Below are 16,335 nucleotides of genomic sequence, written 5' to 3'. Positions count from 1 at the left end.
GGCTTGCATTACTTCAGTGTGATCTTGGAAATGCCGAAGAGGGAACCATCAGGAGTTGCCACATATCCCTCGACGTTCTTCTGCTGGGCCGTGTAGCTGTAGCCGGTGTAAAGCCAGATCCACGGCGACACTTCCGCCAGATGCTTGTCGAAGGCGCTGAAGATTTCGCGGCGCTTGGCCGGATCGGTTTCAACGCGGCCCTTCTGCATCAGGCTGTCGAGATCGTCGTCGATATAATTGGCCACCTTCTGCAGGTTGCCGGCCTTGGTCCAGTAGCGGTTATACATGGAATAGGGATCGGCGCGGCCACCGTTCAGCGCCACCGCCATGTCGAAATCCCCCTTCAACCAGGTATCGACATAAACGTTTAGTTCCATCAGCTTGATATCGAGCTTGATGCCGATCTCCTGCAGCTGCGACTGGATGACCTGCGCTTCGGAGGCCGCTGTCGGCGGTTCGCCGGTTGCGGCAATCACGGTTGCCGAGAATCCGCCGGCATAACCGGCATCCGCCATCAGCTTCTTGGCCTTTTCAACATCGCGGCTGTAGCAGAACAGCGAGGCAGGATCGGAACGGTAGCCGGGCATGGTGAGCGGGCCGGTCACTTCGCCTTCGCCGAGAAGGGCAGTATCCAGAATATCCTTGCGGTCGATGGCGCAGGAAATCGCCTGGCGCACCTTCAGCTCGGTCATCGGCTTGCGCGATGCATTAAGCTGCAGCACGTGATAGGCGAGAACCGGCTTGCGGTTCAGCGTCAGGCCTGAAACCTTCGGCACGAGCGTTGCGACCAGCGGATCGTTCAGCAGGGCAAAATCCACCTGCTTTGCCCGAAGCGCTGCCAGAATGGCGTTTTCATCCGGGAGCACGCGGATATCGATGCCATCGACGCCCGGTTTGCCGCCGGCCCATTCAGCGTTTGCAACAAGGGTCTCGCGGGAATTCGGCTCCCATTTTTCCAGCTTGAACGGGCCCGACCCCACCGCCTGCGTGCCGATCTTGCCAGCCGCGATTTCTGATGCCGGCACGATGGCGGCATTGATGCTGCCCATCGCCGTCAAGAGCGGCACATCAGGCTGCGACAGCTTGAAAACGATCGTATGCTCGTCCGGCGTCTCCATGCTTTCGATGGAGAGATAGTTGGCGCGCGCTGCCGCCCCTGTTGCCTGATCGAGGATACGGGTGAAGGAGGCCTTCACGTCAGCTGCCGTTACCGGGGCACCATTGTGGAATTTGGCCTTCGGGTTGAGCTTGAAGGTCAGCGTCTTCGCATCCTCGGCAAACGTCCAGCTGGTGGCGATGGCCGGCGCGGTCTTCAGATCGGCATCGAGGCGCACAAGCGGCTCATAGATCAGTTCCAGAAGACGGATCGACGAAAACGCCGTCTGCTTGTGCGGATCAAGGCCGGTCGCATCCTGCGCCCAGGCCATTTTCAGCGTGGCGGCGAAGGAAGGGGCCGCCGTTGAAAGCAGAAGGCCTGCGACGACAGCCGCCGAGCCCAGAAATTTAGATGCAAGACCGTATACCATACCCATTATCCCTCTGTTTTCCGGTTCCCGAGCTTCTTGAGGCCGGTGACCGCATGGTTGCATTTTCTACAGGTTCAAACGTTTTGTCGCGCACCGTCCAGCGCCTGACGCAAAAAGCCTTCGCTTGCCGCAAGGGCCGTCCGTCCCGCCTCGGCGTCAACGCCGGTCAGAAGCATCAGGATGGCGAGTTTCACATTGTTGCCGGACAGCTCCAGATAGGTTTCGGCCACATCCGATGGGCAGCCGGTTGCCTCCGCGATGATGCTGATGGCGCGCACGTGAAGCTTGCGGTTGCTGATCGTCAGATCCACCATCAGGTTTTCATAGGTCTTGCCCATGCGGATCATGGCGGCCGTGGTCAGCATGTTCAGCACAAGCTTCTGCGCCGTACCGGATTTGAGCCGTGTCGAGCCGGTCACGACCTCCGGCCCGACAACCGGCGAAATTGGGATGTCGACCATGCCGGCAATGGTGGATTTCGGATTGCAGGTCAGCGAAACCGTAACGCAACCAAGCGACCTTGCATAATCAAGCGCCCCGATGACGTAAGGTGTGCGTCCGCTGACGGCGATGCCGACAACCACATCCTTTTCGTTGAGATTTATATCCTGCAGGTTGCGCTGGCCCTCATCGGGATCATCCTCGGCGCCTTCCACGGCGTGCATGATGGCTTTCGGGCCACCGGCAATAAGGCCCACCACCATGCCTTCCGGCACGGAAAAGGTTGGCGGGCATTCGGAGGCGTCGAGAATACCGAGCCGGGCACTGGTGCCGGCGCCGACATAGATCAGCCTGCCACCCTCGCGAAAGGCCCGCACCGTCTCATCGACCGCGCAGGAGATTTCGGGAATGACCTTGGCCACGGCGCCCGCCACCTTGGCATCCTCCGCATTCATCACCTCAAGGATTTCCCGGGTCGACAGAAGATCGATCGTCATGGAATTCGGATTGCGGGATTCCGAAACCAACGTCTTGAGTTCCGCCAGAAGATGCTCGTGTGACATGGGAAACCACTCGTTGTTTTCGAATTTTTACGATCATATATTCCTGATGTCAATTTATCTAGGAATATTTTATTCCGCCTGACGCACACCGAAATCCTCCAGAATCTCGCCTCTGACGGTTCAGCTGCGTTGGGCAAGAATGATGGCGCCGGACACCGCATCGCCATCCGGTGGTTTCAGGCGGCGGCGGACATCCGGGGATAACCAGGGCTCGAGCGGGCCAGCCAGACCGCCGAGCAGCGTCACCAGCGGCGCACCATAATCCACCATGCGGCGGACAAGCGCATCGATATGCTCGGCTCCCGACTGCACGATCTGGCGTGCCGCCGGATCGCCCTGGTCGGCATGACGCAGGACAAGAGGCGCAAAGGTCGCGTAATCGGTGGCGGTTGCCCGGTCCATCCAGCCGATGGCCTTGGCGGGCTCGCCGTCGAACCGCGCCATGACCTCGGATAAAAGCGGCGTCCGGTCCCGCCTTCCATCATGGGCGCGCAACGCCAGCTGAATGGCTTTCAGGCCGAGATCGGCACCGCTGCCTTCATCCGAGATGGGAAAGCCGTAACCTCCGGCGCGCTTTTCCTCGCCCCCGATGAACGCAAGTCCGATGGAACCGGTCCCGGCAATGACGATGGCGCCGTCCCGACCGGAATGGGCACCGAGGCAGGCAGCGGCGCCGTCAGAGATGAAGCGGACGGAGGCAAAGGGATGCGCCATGGTGCGCAGTTCCTCCAGCGAGCCGGCGCGGCTCAAGCCCGCAAGACCGACGCCCGCATAGACGTGGGGCGCATCGGCGGGGTCGAGCCCCGCCTCTTCGGCCGCCCCCTGCCAAGCGCGCAGGACGGAGGCCCAGGCATTCGCGATACCCATGCGCGTGGTGGCAGGACCCGACAGGCCCTGCCCCAGGATATTGCCGCTCGCATCGACGATCCGGGCGCGGCAACCCGTCCCCCCGCCATCGACGCCGACGAAAAGCGGCCCGGTTTCTGGCTGTTTCGTCATTGCGAGATCCGTTCGATCTGCGCGCCGCACTGGGCGAGCTTGCGGTCAAGCTGCTCATAGCCACGGTCGAGATGATAGACGCGGTTGATGACCGTTTCACCCTCGGCAACCAGAGCTGCCAGCACGAGGCTGACCGAAGCACGAAGATCGGTCGCCATCACAGGCGCGCCCTTCAGCGGCTTGCCGCCGCGCACCACGGCAACCGGACCGTTCAGCGCGATGTCGGCCCCAAGCCGGATCAGTTCCGGCACATGCATGAAGCGGTTTTCGAAAATCGTCTCGCGAAACAGGCTGGCGCCGTCCGCCTTGGCGGCCATGGCCATGAACTGCGCCTGCAGATCCGTCGGAAAGCCGGGATAGGGTTCGGTGGTGATATCGACCGGCCGCAGCCGGTCCGTTCCATTGACAACGACGCCGCGATCACCCGGCCAGACGGTAACCCCCATGGCTTCCAGCGCCTGAAACACGGACGCAAGATGCTCCATGCGGGCATTCACCAGTTCGATGCGCCCGCCGGTGATGGCGGCTGCCACCGCATAGGTTCCCGCCTCCACGCGGTCCGGGATTCCGTGGTGGGAGGCGGCGCGCCAGGTCGTGCCTCCCTGCACGAGCAGCCTATGGGTTCCAGCCCCTTCGATCTGAGCCCCCATGGCCGTCAGGCAGGCGACGAGATCCACCACTTCCGGTTCGCGGGCGGCGTTCAGAATTTCCGTCTCGCCGCGGGCAGCGGTTGCGGCCATCAGCGCCGTTTCGGTTGCGCCGACGGAGGGGCCGGAGAGCACAATGCGCGTGCCGGATAAACCGGCCTTTGCATCCGCAACGATATAGCCCCCCTCGATCGATACCGTGGCCCCGAGTGCTGCCAGCACCTTCAGGTGCATGTCGACCGGACGCGCGCCGATCGCGCAGCCCCCCGGTAGCGAGACGCGCGCGGCACCGAAGCGTGCGAGAAGCGGCGCGAGGACGAGGATCGAGGCGCGCATCTTGCGCACGGTGTCGTAATCCACCTCGCGCGCCACGATATCCGCCGCATCGATCCGCGTGCCGCGCATGTCGCGGGTAACCTCAGCGCCGTAGAGCGCAATGATGTTGAGCATGTTCTCGACATCCGACACCTTGGGCAGGTTGGTCAGTTCGAGCGGACAAGGGCTGAGAAGCGAGGCCGCGATCTGCGGCAGGGCTGCATTCTTGGCACCCGCGATGGGCACGGCGCCATCCAGCCTGTTGCCACCGGTGATGCGAAGTTGATCCATGATATGCGTCCGTTCAACGCCGCACAGCGGCCGGATAAGGATGGTGACCTCAGGCAGGACACCGGTTATAATATTCCAGATAATTTTCTGATTGAGAATAGCATATTCCGGCAAGCGCCAAAGAGTCGAGGAAAGCCAGCATGTCCGTCTTGAAAGTGATCCGCGCCAAACTGGACTCGATGACGGACGGCGAGCGCGAAATCGGCCAGTTCATCATCGACGATCCCGAGCGCATGGTCCGGCTTTCCTCCGCAGAGCTTGCCGCCGCCACCGGGCGCAGCCAGTCGAGCGTGGTCAAATTTTCGCAGAAGATCGGTTATGACGGCTACCAGCAGCTGAAGCTTGCCGTCACCCGCGCCAAGGCGCAGGAGTGGCGGGTGCCATCGGGCATGATCCACGGCACGATCGACCAGGGCGACAGCTTTGTCACGATGCAGCAGAAGCTGGTGGCAAGCAAGGTTTCGGCCATGCAGCAGACCATGCAGGTGAACAACGAGGAAACGGTGCAGAAGGCGGTAGACGCCTTGGTTGCGGCGCGGCGCATCCATCTGGCCGGCATCGGTGCCTCCTCGCTTGTGGCGCGCGATTTTTCCTACAAGCTCTTGAAGCTTGGCCTGATGGCGCTGATCGACAGCGACACGCATATCCAGATCGCCAATGCCGCCTCCATGACCGGGGAGGATGTGCTGTTTGCCATTTCCCAATCCGGCGCCACGCTTGAAACGGTGCGGCTGGCGGAAGTGGCGCGCAAATGCGGCGCAACGGTCATCACTCTGACCGGCCTTCACCAGAACCGCCTCAGCGAGCTTGCCGATGTGGCGCTCGCCACCGTTGCCGACGAAGAACGGGTGCGATCTTCGGCGATCACTTCGCGAGACGCGCAGTTTGCCGTGATGGACCTGATCTTCCTGCTTCTCATCCGCACGCTTCCCGGCGCAAATGACGCCATTCATGCCAGCGAAGCGGCTGTCGTGCGGCTCAAATCCTCCTGACGCCGGGCCGCGCTCACTTGATGGCACCGGCCGTCATGCCGTTCACGAACTGCCGCGACAGCGCGATATAGAGGATGATGACCGGCAGCGCCGAGAGCGTCAGGCCGGAAAACAGCACGCCCCAGTCCGTGCCGAACTCGCCCATGAAAGTCGTCAGCCCCTGCGGCAGCGTTTTGAGATCGTTCGACTGGATGAAGATCAGCGGAAAGAAGAAATCGTTCCAGATCGGCACGACGTTCTGGATGGCGGCAATGACCATGGCCGGGCGCACCAGCGGCAGCATGATCGCCCACATGATGCGCGCTTCGCTGGCCCCGTCCATGCGCGCTGCATCCTCCAGTTCGTTCGGCAGGCTGCGGATAAAGCCGGTAAGGATGAACACGGTCGTGGGAAGCCCGGTCGCCACATAGATGAAGATCAGTGCAAAGCGGGTGTCGAGCAGCCCGAGATCGCGCATCTGGATGAAGAGCGGGATGACGGCCAGTTTGAGCGGGAGTGTCAGGCCAGCGAGGAAAAACAAGAGGATCAGGTTTGCGCCGCGAAATTCGTAGCGCGCCAGCGCATAGGCCGCCATGGTGCCGAGCACGAGGATGAGCGCGATCGACGAGCCGGTGACGATGAAGGAATTCATCAGGTAACGGATGAAATCCGTTTCCGTCCAGACCCGCACCAGATTGCCGACCTTGGTAAAATCGGGCAGCGAAAACGGCGACTGGAAAATCTGCGCATTCGTCTTGAAGGCAGACATAACCATGATGATGATCGGCGCCAGCATGACGATACTGTTGCCGATGAGGATGATCTGGATCAGCCCGTCACGGCCGAACGCCATGAACGATCCATCGCGCGTTTGCCTGCTCACAGCTGGATCTCCCTCTTGCGCAGCCTGATCGTGATGACGGAGGAAACGATGGCGATGAACAGGAAGATCAGCACGGCAAGCGCGCTGCCCGGACCAAAATTTTCAGCCGAAGCCGACATGCTGCCAAAAGCCGTGCGGTAGAAATAAAGTCCGAGTACATCGGTTGCGCCATGGGGGGAGCCGTCGATGCCGCCCATCACATAGGGCAGTTCGAACCAGTTGAAGGCCCCGACGAACAGCAGCGTGAAGACGACGGTCGCGGACGGCGCCACCAGCGGCCAGACGATCTTTGACATCTTGACCCATTCGCTTTCGGTTTCCATGCGCACCGCATCGAGGATTTCAGAGGGAATGCGCTGCATACCCGCCAGAAATACCAGTGTCGGGAAACCGACCATGTGCCAGGCATTGGCAACGATAATCGCCATCAGGGCGGTCGAATCCTGCCCGAGCCAGGGTTGGGCCAGAAAACCGAGGCCCATTCCGCGCAGCGACACGTTCACCGCGCCGAACAGCGGGTGCAGGAAGAGTTTCCACAACAGGCCAACGATGACGGTGGAGAGAACAACCGGCAGAAAGACGGCCACGCGGTGGAAACGTGCGCCCCACAGTTCCCGCCAGAGACAATAGGCGAGCAGAAAGCCGACACCGTTCTGCAGCACCATCAGCGCAAAGAACACAAAAATGTTGTGGCTGAACGCATTGATGGTGCGCTCGGAAAACGGAAACTCGAAGAGAACGCGGTGAAAGTTTTCAAACCAGATGAACTCGCCGCGCGCCAGCCCCTTCCACTCATAGAAGGCATAGGCGAAAGCCGACAGGATGGGATAGACGAGGAACAGCGACATGAAGGCGATCGGCGGCACGACCAGCGCTGCAATCCATAAATTCCGTCCCGTCAGTTTGCTGGACAGCATCGGTTTTCCTTCAAGAACTTGACCATCGGCAGGCAGGCGGGGCCGGACGTAATCTCGCCCGGCCCCTCCCCGTCACTTCTTCTTGAACGGCGCGTACCAGGCGGAAAGACCATCCGTCATCGACTTGCCGACCTCGGCGGGCGTTGCCTGACCGTTGAGGAGTTTTTGCACGCCGGCCTGGATCAGGTTGGACCCGGTCGGCTCGCCATAGCGGAAATTCACCAGCGTCATGTAGGCAATCGAATGTTTGTTGAGGTCCGCGACCTTGGCGAGCAGCGGGCTGTCGAAGGTGACGCCCGGTACGGCCGAGATGTTGTTGAGGTTGTTGGCAAAGACTTGGCCAAATTCCTTGCTCGCGGCGTAGTTCAGGAACTTTACCGCCGCGTCCGGGTGCGCCGTCTTGGCATTTGCGGCAAAGCCCGAATCGTAGAAAAGGCCGACCAGTTTTTCGTCCTCGGCTTTCAGGCCGGGCGCTGCAAAAACGCCGAGCTTCAGGTCCTTGTTCTGCTTGGCAAAGTTGGCAATCTCGAAAGAGCCACCGGCAAACATGGCCGCCATGCCAGACGTGAAGAGTTGCTGGGCAGAGGCATAATCAAGCCCGATGAAACCTTCGGGGAAATAGGCCGAGATTTCCTTCAGCTTGCCAAGCGCTGCCACGAAACGCGGATCGTTGAAATCGGTCTTTCCAGCCATCAGGTCTTCGTAAAAACCCTTGCCCATGATGGAGGAGGTGAGCGCCGAGACGATCGTTTCGTTCTGCCAGGCGGTTGATGTGCCATTGGCAAACGGCATGAGGCCGGCGGCTTTCAGCTTTTCGCAGGCGGCAACAAACTCGGCCCAGTCCTTGGGCTCGGTGATGCCGTTCTTGTCAAAGATCTCCTTGTTGTAGACGACGAGCATGGTCTGGCTGGCGGCGGGCACGGCGTAGAGAACCTTGTCCGAGCGCATGGTTTCAGACGCAAGCGCTGCCGGCGAGAAACCGGCCACGGCCGGCACCTTCGTCTTGTCGAGCGGCATCAGGTAACCGGCGCCCGCCAGGCTCTCGATGCCGCCATAGGTGCGCGTCATCATCAGGTCCGGTCCCTTGCCACCGGCAAGGGCTGTCGAAAGCACCGTGTTATAGCTTGTCGCCTCGAAGGCTTCGAACTTAATCGAAATGCCAGGATTGGTCTTGGCGAAATCCTTGAAGAATTTCTCGTATTCCGCCTTGTCTTCCTGACGCCAGGTCCAGAAGGTCAAATCCGCGGCAAAGGACGCGGATTGGCCGAGCAGAGTGGCAAGGGTAAGGGTCGCTCCCAGTAGAATGTTTTTCATCGGTTCCTCTTTTCTTTTTTGACGACGGGTCTTCGTGGAGATCAGATGGCAAGCCGCTGTGCGGTGCTGCGGCTGAAATAATGCGCCTTTCCGGCAAGCACCTGAATACGCACAGGCGTATCCGGTGGAAGGTTCGTGTCCGGACCGCAGCGAATGGAAACAGGCGCGCCGCCGGCCATGCTGACATAAACGAAGGCGCTATCGCCGAGATATTCGGTGTAGACGACGGTTGCGGCAAAGCCCTCACCGTCGCTGCCCGGTGTCAGCGTCATGCCATCGGGGCGAACGCCAAGAAGAATGTCTTTCTCCGGGCTCTGCGGCAGAGGGCCCGGCGTCACATGGCCGATGCCCGGTGCCATCAACCGGTCGCTCTCGCGCTCCACCTCCAGCATGGCCATGCGGGGAGACCCGATGAAATTGGCAACGAACGTGTTGGCCGGCGTTTCGTAAAGCTCGCGCGGCGTGCCGAACTGCTCGATGCGCCCGGCATTGATGACGACGATGCGGTCGGCCAGCGTCATCGCCTCCACCTGGTCATGGGTGACATAGATCGTCGTACCGCCGATCTCGCGGTGCAGGCGGGCGATTTCCAGCCGCACGTCGGAGCGCAGCGCGGCATCGAGGTTGGAGAGCGGTTCATCGAGCAGCAGAAGCTGCGGCTTGCGCACCAGCGCCCGGCCGATCGCCACCCGCTGGCGCTGGCCGCCGGACAGTTCGCGCGGCTTGCGCTCCAGAAGCGGCTCCAGCCGCAGCATGCGCGCCGCCTCGGCAATCCGCGCCTCGACCTCCGCCTTGTCGAGCCCCATCAGCCGCGCGCCAAACGCCATGTTCTCATAGACATTCATATGGGGATAAAGCGCGTAGGACTGGAACACCATGGCAATGCCGCGACGCGACGGCGCAATCGGGTTCATCAGGCGGTCGTTCAACCAGAACTCGCCCTCAGTGATCGGATCAAGGCCCGCAATCAGCCGCAAAAGGGTGGATTTCCCGCAACCGGACGGGCCGACAAAAACGATCAGTTCGCGGTCGTTCACCTCCAGATCGATGCCATGCAGGACATCGACGGCCTTGAAGCTTTTTTTGATACCGCGCAGGGACAATCGGGCCAATGGTGTTCAACTCCGCTCTATGTCTGGTTGCCGGTCGATGCGCCGCATCAACAGTCGAGCAGCCCCTTGATGGTTGCAATGGTCTGGGAGGGTGAGACGTGATGAATGCTGTGGCGCCAGCCAAGGGCAAGCGCTGCCTCGACATTTTCTGCCGTATCATCAACGAACACGATCTCCTCCCCCGACACGGTCTCGTCCTGCGCCAGCTTTCGGTAGATGGCCGGGTCCGGCTTTTCCAGGCCCATGTCGTGCGAGAGATAACAGGCATCGAAGAAATCGGCGCCGAGCATGTGGTTGAGGATATGGCGCCAGTGAATGGCTTGGGTGTTGGAAAGGCAGACGACCCGATGGGTCGCCCGAAGCACCGGCACCAGATCAGCCATCGGCTGCAGCACGCCCTTCAGCAGGGAAGTTTCAGCCCGGTACACGTCATGATGCGAGATGCCGTATAATTGTGAGGCACTGGCAACATAAGCCTCGTCATCGATGCGGCCGAGGCGATAATCTCTGTTCAATTCGGCAAGTGCCACAGGTGCCGGTTCATCCGGAGCCCAAAGTCCATCGGATGCCAGGATGGCGCTGCGGGCCACCAGATCCAGATCGATAAAAACGCCGCCCACATCGAAAACCAGAAGTTTTGGTCGTGGTGACGTTGCGGTCAAACCCTCTTCATCCTGCACAATGACTTGCCCTTCTCCGCTTGCACGGCAACAGCATCCCCACACCCATCGTGAGATTGTCAAATTGTGAAGGAATTTACAATTCCTAATTTTTACAAATTATCGAATAATTTATTTATCGCAGGAATGACGATGACGCCGTTCGGAGTGGTTTTCGGCGGGGCCGGTGGCAGATCGTGTCCACCGCGCCTGGGCGCTGCCAGCAGAATGCCTACCGAGATACGCGGATCAGAAAATTCTTCGCTCTTCAGGCTTGTGTGGGGGGGACGCCAGGCGCCTTTGCGGCCAAACCTTCGGGAGCCAGCGTTTCCAGGGTGAGGAAGCTTTGCCCCTCGCGCCACGGCCAATTCAGACTGAAGGTGACGGAGGCCGGTGCCGTGGGCTTGGCTGCACAGGCAGAAGCAGCGGTGGCGCCCTTTCGGGCGCCTCCTGTTTTCAGGCATGCACATCGCGCGGGGTCTCGTCATCGACCTCGCGCTTGATGCCGAACCAGGCGACGTAGAGTGCCGGCAGGAAGAGCAGCGTCAGCACGGTGCCGACCACGATACCGCCCATCATGGCGTAGGCCATCGGTCCCCAGAACACTTCCCGGGAAATCGGGATGAGCGCCAGCGTGGCGGCTGCTGCGGTCAGCAGGATTGGCCGCATGCGATGCTCCGTCGCCTCGATCACGGCGCGCCAGGGCGCAACCCCCTCGCTGCGCAGATGCTCGATCTGCACGACAAGGATGACCGAGTTTCGAATCAGGATGCCGATCAGCGCCAGGATGCCGAGGATGGCGACAAATCCCATGGGGGCATTGCTCAGAAGAAGAGCTGCCACCACGCCGATCAGGGCCAGCGGCGCCACCGCAAACACCAGGAACAGGCGGCTGAAGCTCTGCAGCTGGAACATCAGGATGGTTGCCATGGCAAACAGCATCAGCGGTGCAACGGCTGCAATCGGCCCCTGCGCATCCGCACTGGATTCCACCGAACCACCCAGTTCGACATGATAACCGGGAGGAAGCGTGTCCATGAAGTTCTTCACGTTCGGCTCCAGTTGCGTGACGACCGTTGCCGGCTGGGTGGAGCCGATGACGGCAGCCTTGATGATGATCGTCGGGATACGGTCGCGCCGGCCGATCTTGGGCTGTTCAAGTTCGTAACGGAACTTGGCGACAGCCGAGAGCGGCACGGAGTTGCCGCTGCTGCTGGGCAGCTGCAGGTTCTTCAGCGTCTCGATCGAGCCGCGTTCGGTATCCTGCGCCCGGCCGATCACATTGATCAGGTAGATTGAATCGCGCACGTTGGTGGCGGTCGTGCCTTCGACGATGCCGCTGAGGCGGTTTGCGATATCCTGCGAGGAAATCCCCAGCTGGCGTGCCTTGTCCTGCAGCACGTCGACCTTCACGACCCGCGACGGTTCGTTCCAGTCATAGGTCATGTTGGACAGGAGCGGATGCTGGTTGACGATACTGCCCAGCTGCATGGCCAGCTGACGAACCGTCTGGATATCCGGGCCACTCACACGGTACTGGACCGGCTTGCCGACGGGCGGGCCGATGTCCAGGAGCTTGACGAAGGCATCCGTGCCCGGGAACGTCTTGCCCAGATAGGCCTGCAACTCGCCGCGAAGGCGGTTTCTCGCCTCCAGATCCTTGGCGACGATGACGGTCTGCCCGAACCAGACAGCCGAAGACTGTACGTCGTAGGACAGGATGAAGCGCGGCGCGCCTTCGCCGACATAGGTCGACCAGTGATCGATATCGGGGTTCCCGGCCAGCTTTTCCCGCTCGAACTGCGCCATCTGACGGTTTGTCTCGGTAATGGTGCTGTTGTTGGGCAGGTTCCAGTCAACGATCAGTTCGGGGCGGTCGGAGGCCGGGAAGAACTGCTGCTGCACGAGACCGAGACCGCTCAAAGAACCTGCAAAAGCCAGGATCGTCAGCAGGATGGTGATCCAGCGCCAGCGCATGGCAACCCGCAGAAGCCAGGCGAAACCGCGCGTCACGCGCCCCTTGTTCTCGTGATGCGATTTCATCGTCTTCGGCAGGATCGACACGCCAAGCAGCGGCGTGAAGAGCACGGCGACAATCCACGACACCACCAGCGAGACGGCAATGACGACAAAAAGTGTGAAGGTGAATTCACCCGCCGCACTGTTGTTGAGGCCAATCGGGATAAAACCGGCAACGGTCACCAGCGTGCCCGTCAGCATCGGGAAGGCGGTCGAGGTGTAGACGTGGGTCGCCGCCTTACGCAGCGTATCCCCCGCCTCAAGGCGAGACACCATCATCTCCACGGCAATCATGGCATCATCGACAAGCAGGCCGAGCGCGATGATCAGGGCGCCGAGCGAAATACGCTGCAGCGAGATGCCGGTATATTCCATGAAAACGAAGGTAATGGCCAGCACCAGCGGGATGGAGATGGCAACGACCATGCCCGCCCGCATGCCCAGGCTGATGAAGCTGATGGCGAGCACGATGACGATGGCTTCGAAGAGCGCGCGGGTGAAGCCGGAAACGGCCTCATCCACCACCTTGGGCTGGTCGGAGACACGGGCCACGTCGACACCGATCGGCAGATCGGAGACCACACGCTTCATCTGCGCATCCAGCTTTTCGCCGAATTCCAGAAGATTGGAGCCTGCCTTCATGCCGATGGCAAGGCCGATGGCGGGCTCGCCTTTGAACCGGAACAACGAGGACGGCGGATCGACATAACCGCGCTTGATGGTGGCGATGTCGGTGAGCGGGAAGAACCGGTTGTTGATCCGAAGATTGATGGACTTCAGGCTGTCTTCGGAGGTGAACTGGCCACTGACGCGCAGCGCGATCCGCTCCGGCCCCGCTTCCACAACGCCGGACTGCGTCACCGCATTCTGGGCCTGAAGCGTATCGATGACCGATTGTTGGTCGATGCCGAGCGCTGCAATCTTGCGGGTCGAAAACTCCAGATAGATCGCTTCGTCCTGGGCGCCGACGATGTCGATCTTGCCGACATTGGGAACGGTCAGGAGCTTGGCACGCGCGTCCTCGACGAGGTCACGCAGCTGGCGCTGCGTCAGCCCGTCGGACATGAAGGCGTAGATATTGCCGTAAACGTCGCCGAACGTGTCATTGTAGAAGGGACCGACGACACCGCTTGGGAAATCCCCCTGGATGTCGCTCACCATGTTGCGGATCTTCAGCCAGTTGGCCGTCACGTCCTTCGCCTTGGTGGTGGGAAGAAGCTCGACGAAGATCGTCGTCTGCCCCGCCGTCGTTTCACTGCGGGTATAATCGAGGGCGTCAAGCTCCTCGAGTTTCTTTTCGATCCGGTCGGTAACCTGGCGTGTCACTTCTTCGGCAGAGGCACCCGGCCACTGGGCGTTGATGACCATCGTCTTGATGGTAAAGGCCGGGTCTTCCTCGCGTCCGAGATTGATATAGGAGAAGGTTCCGGCCAGAACGAACACGATCATGAAGTACCAGACGAGCGAGCGGTGTTCGAGCGCCCAGTCGGAGAGGTTGAAGGATTTCACTTGGTCATCTCCTGATCGACGCGAATGGTCTGACCTTCTTGAAGTGTGTGGGCGCCGGCAACGGCGATGCGTTCGCCCGGGCGAATGCCGTCCGTGACGGTCACCATGCCTTCCGGCGGCGGCTCACCGGCCAGCGTCACCGGACGCGAAAAGACTTTCTTTTCCGCTTCGGAAACGACCCAGACTGTGGTCTTTCCCCCATCCACCTTGATGGCAGAGGACGGAATGCGGATCACCGCATCGTCCTTGTCGAGTGCGGTCGCCGTGATCACGGCGCCGAGCCTCAAGGCCTCGGGCGGATCGATCAGGCTAAGCTTGGTGCGACGGGTGCGGGTGGCATCGTCGGCTTCCGGCGCAATTTCACGCACGATGCCCTTGGCATGCAGGGTTGGATCCAGCTGCAGCGAAACATCGAAGGCCGTTCCGGGGCCAACCTTGTCGCCGGCGGCTTCCGGCACATCGATGACGGCATCCTTGACTTCCGGGCGCGCCACGGTGGCAACGCTCTGGCCCGCCGACACCACCTGTCCCACCTCCGCGGAGGTGGCTGTCACCACGCCATCGAATTCGACCAGGAGGCGCGCATAGCCGAGTTGCTCATTGGCCTTGTCAAGGTTGGCCTGGGCCTTGTCGACGGAAGCCTCGGCAGTCTTGCGATCGAGAACGGCGGTCTCGTAGGCCGATTTGGCGCCGGACTGTTTTTCGTACAGGGTCTTTTGGCGTTCTTCCGTCGTCAGCGCATTGGCAAGCTGCGCCTGGCTGTTGACCAGATCAGACTGCGAACTCTTGACGGCCAGCTCCAGCGCCAGCGGATCGATGGCGGCAAGGACATCGCCCTTCTTCACGAGATCACCGACCTGGACGTTGCGGGCCACGATGCGGCCGAGCACGCGGAAACTGAACTCGGTGGTGACACGCGCTTCCACCGTTCCGGGAAGCGAAAGCTGGGCAGCCGGTTCCGAACGGACAATGACCGACAGGATCGGGCGCGGCGGTTCGGCTTCGGCTGTTTCTTCCTTCTGGCAGGCAGTCAGAAACGTGGCGGCCAGAAGGAGCGCCGCGAGGCTGGGGGCGGTGGTCTTCATTGTGCAGTTCCTTCAAATGCCACGATTTCCCCCTGGCTCAGGAAATTGGCGCCCGTTGCCACCACGGTCTCGCCCGGCTTGACGCCGGAGCGGATGGAAAAGCGGCCGCTGTTATAGGTGATGACATCCACCGGCCGGATCGACACGGCTTTCGTTTCGGGATCGATGACCCAGACGGCCGGCTGGCCGGCAAGCGAGGTCATGGAGGACCACGGCAGCTCGATCACGCTCTGCGGCTTGTAATGGGCGATCGCAACGATCGGACTTCCAAGTTTTGCCCACGGCACATCCTCAAGCGCAAGCTTGATGCGCACCGTTGCCGAGCTTGAATCGATCGTCGGCGAGACCTCGCGGACCGTCGCCTTCATCGACGGACCGCCCGAAAGGAGGTGGACCTTGATATCGCCTGCCAGTTCACGGCCAAGGAGGAGCGATTCATCGATATTGACCACGGCGTCGCGCGGGCCATCATGGGCGAGCGTGAAGATCAGCTGGGCGGCCTGCGCCACCTGCCCCACTTCGGCGTTGCGCGCCGTAATGACGCCGTTCGCATCGGCGATCAGATCTGTCTGCGAGAGCGTGTCGCGCGCCGTATCGAGCTGGGCCTGCTCCGATTCCACCGTCGCCTTGGCCCGCAGCAGACTTTCGCGGGCCGAATCGAGATCCGCCCGTGTCGTCACGCCGGTTGTGAACAGGCTCTGCTGGCGATCGAACGCCTGCTGGGCCTGGGTCTGCTGGGCCACGGCCGAGGCGAGCGTTGCAACAGCCACCTGGAGGTCAGCCTGCTGCTCCTGCGCATCAATGCGGGCAAGGACCTGGCCCGCCTTCACCCGGTCACCCACGTCGACAAATCGATCCGTGATGCGGCCGCTGACGCGGAAGGAAAGATCCGACTGGACACGGGCGTCGATCTCGCCGGTGGTCGAAACTTCTTCGGACACTTCGGTCGCCTTGACGACCACAGCACCCACGTGTCGGGCCGCCTTCGGGGGCGTCTCCTCATGCGGCGCACAGGCCGCCAGGAACCCCAGTGAAAACGCCAGGAACGCGTTTGTAATTAACCGTTGCATGGTTGCCCCTTGAA

13 protein-coding genes are annotated in these 16,335 nt (G+C 61.2%); 1 reads left to right on the top strand and 12 read right to left on the bottom strand.

The genetic code is table 11. The features are described 5' to 3' along the window. Window positions 1-8 precede the first annotated feature (8 nt). The 4 genes from AC4CWF_RS08290 to murA form a co-directional block, all read right to left on the bottom strand. Entirely contained in the window at window positions 9-1,526 is a 1,518-nt protein-coding gene (locus AC4CWF_RS08290; protein ID WP_491284800.1) for an ABC transporter substrate-binding protein, read from the bottom strand. A gap of 74 nt (window positions 1,527-1,600) precedes the next feature. Then, window positions 1,601-2,530 (bottom strand): N-acetylmuramic acid 6-phosphate etherase, encoded by a 930-nt coding sequence (gene murQ / locus AC4CWF_RS08285; protein ID WP_491284798.1) that lies wholly within the window; start codon window positions 2,528-2,530, stop codon window positions 1,601-1,603. Window positions 2,531-2,650: 120 nt separating this feature from the next. After that, window positions 2,651-3,529 carry a glucosamine kinase nucleotide-binding domain-containing protein gene (locus AC4CWF_RS08280; protein ID WP_491284796.1) on the bottom strand — a complete coding sequence of 293 codons (879 nt, stop codon included), beginning with the start codon at window positions 3,527-3,529 and terminating at the stop codon, window positions 2,651-2,653. After that, complete coding sequence (gene murA, locus AC4CWF_RS08275; protein WP_491284793.1) at window positions 3,526-4,782, bottom strand: UDP-N-acetylglucosamine 1-carboxyvinyltransferase; 1,257 nt, start codon at window positions 4,780-4,782, stop codon at window positions 3,526-3,528. The genes AC4CWF_RS08280 and murA overlap by 4 nt, the downstream gene beginning before the upstream one ends. A 140-nt stretch (window positions 4,783-4,922) precedes the next feature. Between murA and AC4CWF_RS08270 the strand changes: the two genes are divergently transcribed. Then, window positions 4,923-5,774 carry a MurR/RpiR family transcriptional regulator gene (locus tag AC4CWF_RS08270; RefSeq protein WP_491284791.1) on the top strand — a complete coding sequence of 284 codons (852 nt, stop codon included), beginning with the start codon at window positions 4,923-4,925 and terminating at the stop codon, window positions 5,772-5,774. Between the two features lie 13 nt (window positions 5,775-5,787). Here the strand turns inward: AC4CWF_RS08270 and AC4CWF_RS08265 are convergent, their stop codons facing one another. From AC4CWF_RS08265 to AC4CWF_RS08230, 8 genes are all read right to left on the bottom strand, one after another. Next, window positions 5,788-6,636: a carbohydrate ABC transporter permease gene (locus AC4CWF_RS08265; RefSeq protein ID WP_491284790.1), complete on the bottom strand. Its 849-nt coding sequence runs from the start codon at window positions 6,634-6,636 to the stop codon at window positions 5,788-5,790. Continuing rightward, complete coding sequence (locus AC4CWF_RS08260) at window positions 6,633-7,553, bottom strand: carbohydrate ABC transporter permease (RefSeq protein ID WP_491284788.1); 921 nt, start codon at window positions 7,551-7,553, stop codon at window positions 6,633-6,635. The genes AC4CWF_RS08265 and AC4CWF_RS08260 overlap by 4 nt, the downstream gene beginning before the upstream one ends. A gap of 72 nt (window positions 7,554-7,625) precedes the next feature. Further along, window positions 7,626-8,867, bottom strand: coding sequence for an extracellular solute-binding protein (locus AC4CWF_RS08255; RefSeq protein ID WP_491284786.1), 1,242 nt, complete (start codon window positions 8,865-8,867; stop codon window positions 7,626-7,628). A gap of 41 nt (window positions 8,868-8,908) precedes the next feature. Beyond that, entirely contained in the window at window positions 8,909-9,979 is a 1,071-nt protein-coding gene (locus AC4CWF_RS08250; RefSeq protein WP_491284785.1) for an ABC transporter ATP-binding protein, read from the bottom strand. 47 nt (window positions 9,980-10,026) lie between these two features. Further along, a complete protein-coding gene (locus AC4CWF_RS08245; RefSeq protein WP_491284784.1) occupies window positions 10,027-10,641 on the bottom strand; it encodes an HAD-IA family hydrolase in 615 nt (204 codons plus the stop codon). Between the two features lie 453 nt (window positions 10,642-11,094). After that, a complete protein-coding gene (locus AC4CWF_RS08240; RefSeq protein ID WP_491284783.1) occupies window positions 11,095-14,166 on the bottom strand; it encodes an efflux RND transporter permease subunit in 3,072 nt (1,023 codons plus the stop codon). Next, a complete protein-coding gene (locus tag AC4CWF_RS08235; RefSeq protein ID WP_491284781.1) occupies window positions 14,163-15,251 on the bottom strand; it encodes an efflux RND transporter periplasmic adaptor subunit in 1,089 nt (362 codons plus the stop codon). The genes AC4CWF_RS08240 and AC4CWF_RS08235 overlap by 4 nt, the downstream gene beginning before the upstream one ends. Next, complete coding sequence (locus AC4CWF_RS08230; protein ID WP_491284780.1) at window positions 15,248-16,321, bottom strand: efflux RND transporter periplasmic adaptor subunit; 1,074 nt, start codon at window positions 16,319-16,321, stop codon at window positions 15,248-15,250. Before AC4CWF_RS08230 ends, AC4CWF_RS08235 begins: the two co-directional genes overlap by 4 nt. Window positions 16,322-16,335: the final 14 nt, after the last annotated feature.

Source organism: Neorhizobium sp. PAMB6630 (genome assembly GCF_058242775.1).
The sequence above is the reverse complement of the archived record's forward strand: the minus strand, read 5'-3'. Positions and strand labels throughout refer to the sequence as shown.

Excerpts from the sequence above, each read along its gene's own strand:
- AC4CWF_RS08290 (WP_491284800.1), bottom strand. The coding sequence starts at position 1,526 with ATGGTATACGGTCTTGCATCTAAATTTCTGGGCTCGGCGGCTGTCGTC.
- murQ (WP_491284798.1), bottom strand. The coding sequence starts at position 2,530 with ATGTCACACGAGCATCTTCTGGCGGAACTCAAGACGTTGGTTTCGGAA.
- AC4CWF_RS08280 (WP_491284796.1), bottom strand. The coding sequence starts at position 3,529 with ATGACGAAACAGCCAGAAACCGGGCCGCTTTTCGTCGGCGTCGATGGC.
- murA (WP_491284793.1), bottom strand. The coding sequence starts at position 4,782 with ATGGATCAACTTCGCATCACCGGTGGCAACAGGCTGGATGGCGCCGTG.
- AC4CWF_RS08270 (WP_491284791.1), top strand. The coding sequence starts at position 4,923 with ATGTCCGTCTTGAAAGTGATCCGCGCCAAACTGGACTCGATGACGGAC.
- AC4CWF_RS08260 (WP_491284788.1), bottom strand. The coding sequence starts at position 7,553 with ATGCTGTCCAGCAAACTGACGGGACGGAATTTATGGATTGCAGCGCTG.
- AC4CWF_RS08255 (WP_491284786.1), bottom strand. The coding sequence starts at position 8,867 with ATGAAAAACATTCTACTGGGAGCGACCCTTACCCTTGCCACTCTGCTC.
- AC4CWF_RS08235 (WP_491284781.1), bottom strand. The coding sequence starts at position 15,251 with ATGAAGACCACCGCCCCCAGCCTCGCGGCGCTCCTTCTGGCCGCCACG.
- AC4CWF_RS08230 (WP_491284780.1), bottom strand. The coding sequence starts at position 16,321 with ATGCAACGGTTAATTACAAACGCGTTCCTGGCGTTTTCACTGGGGTTC.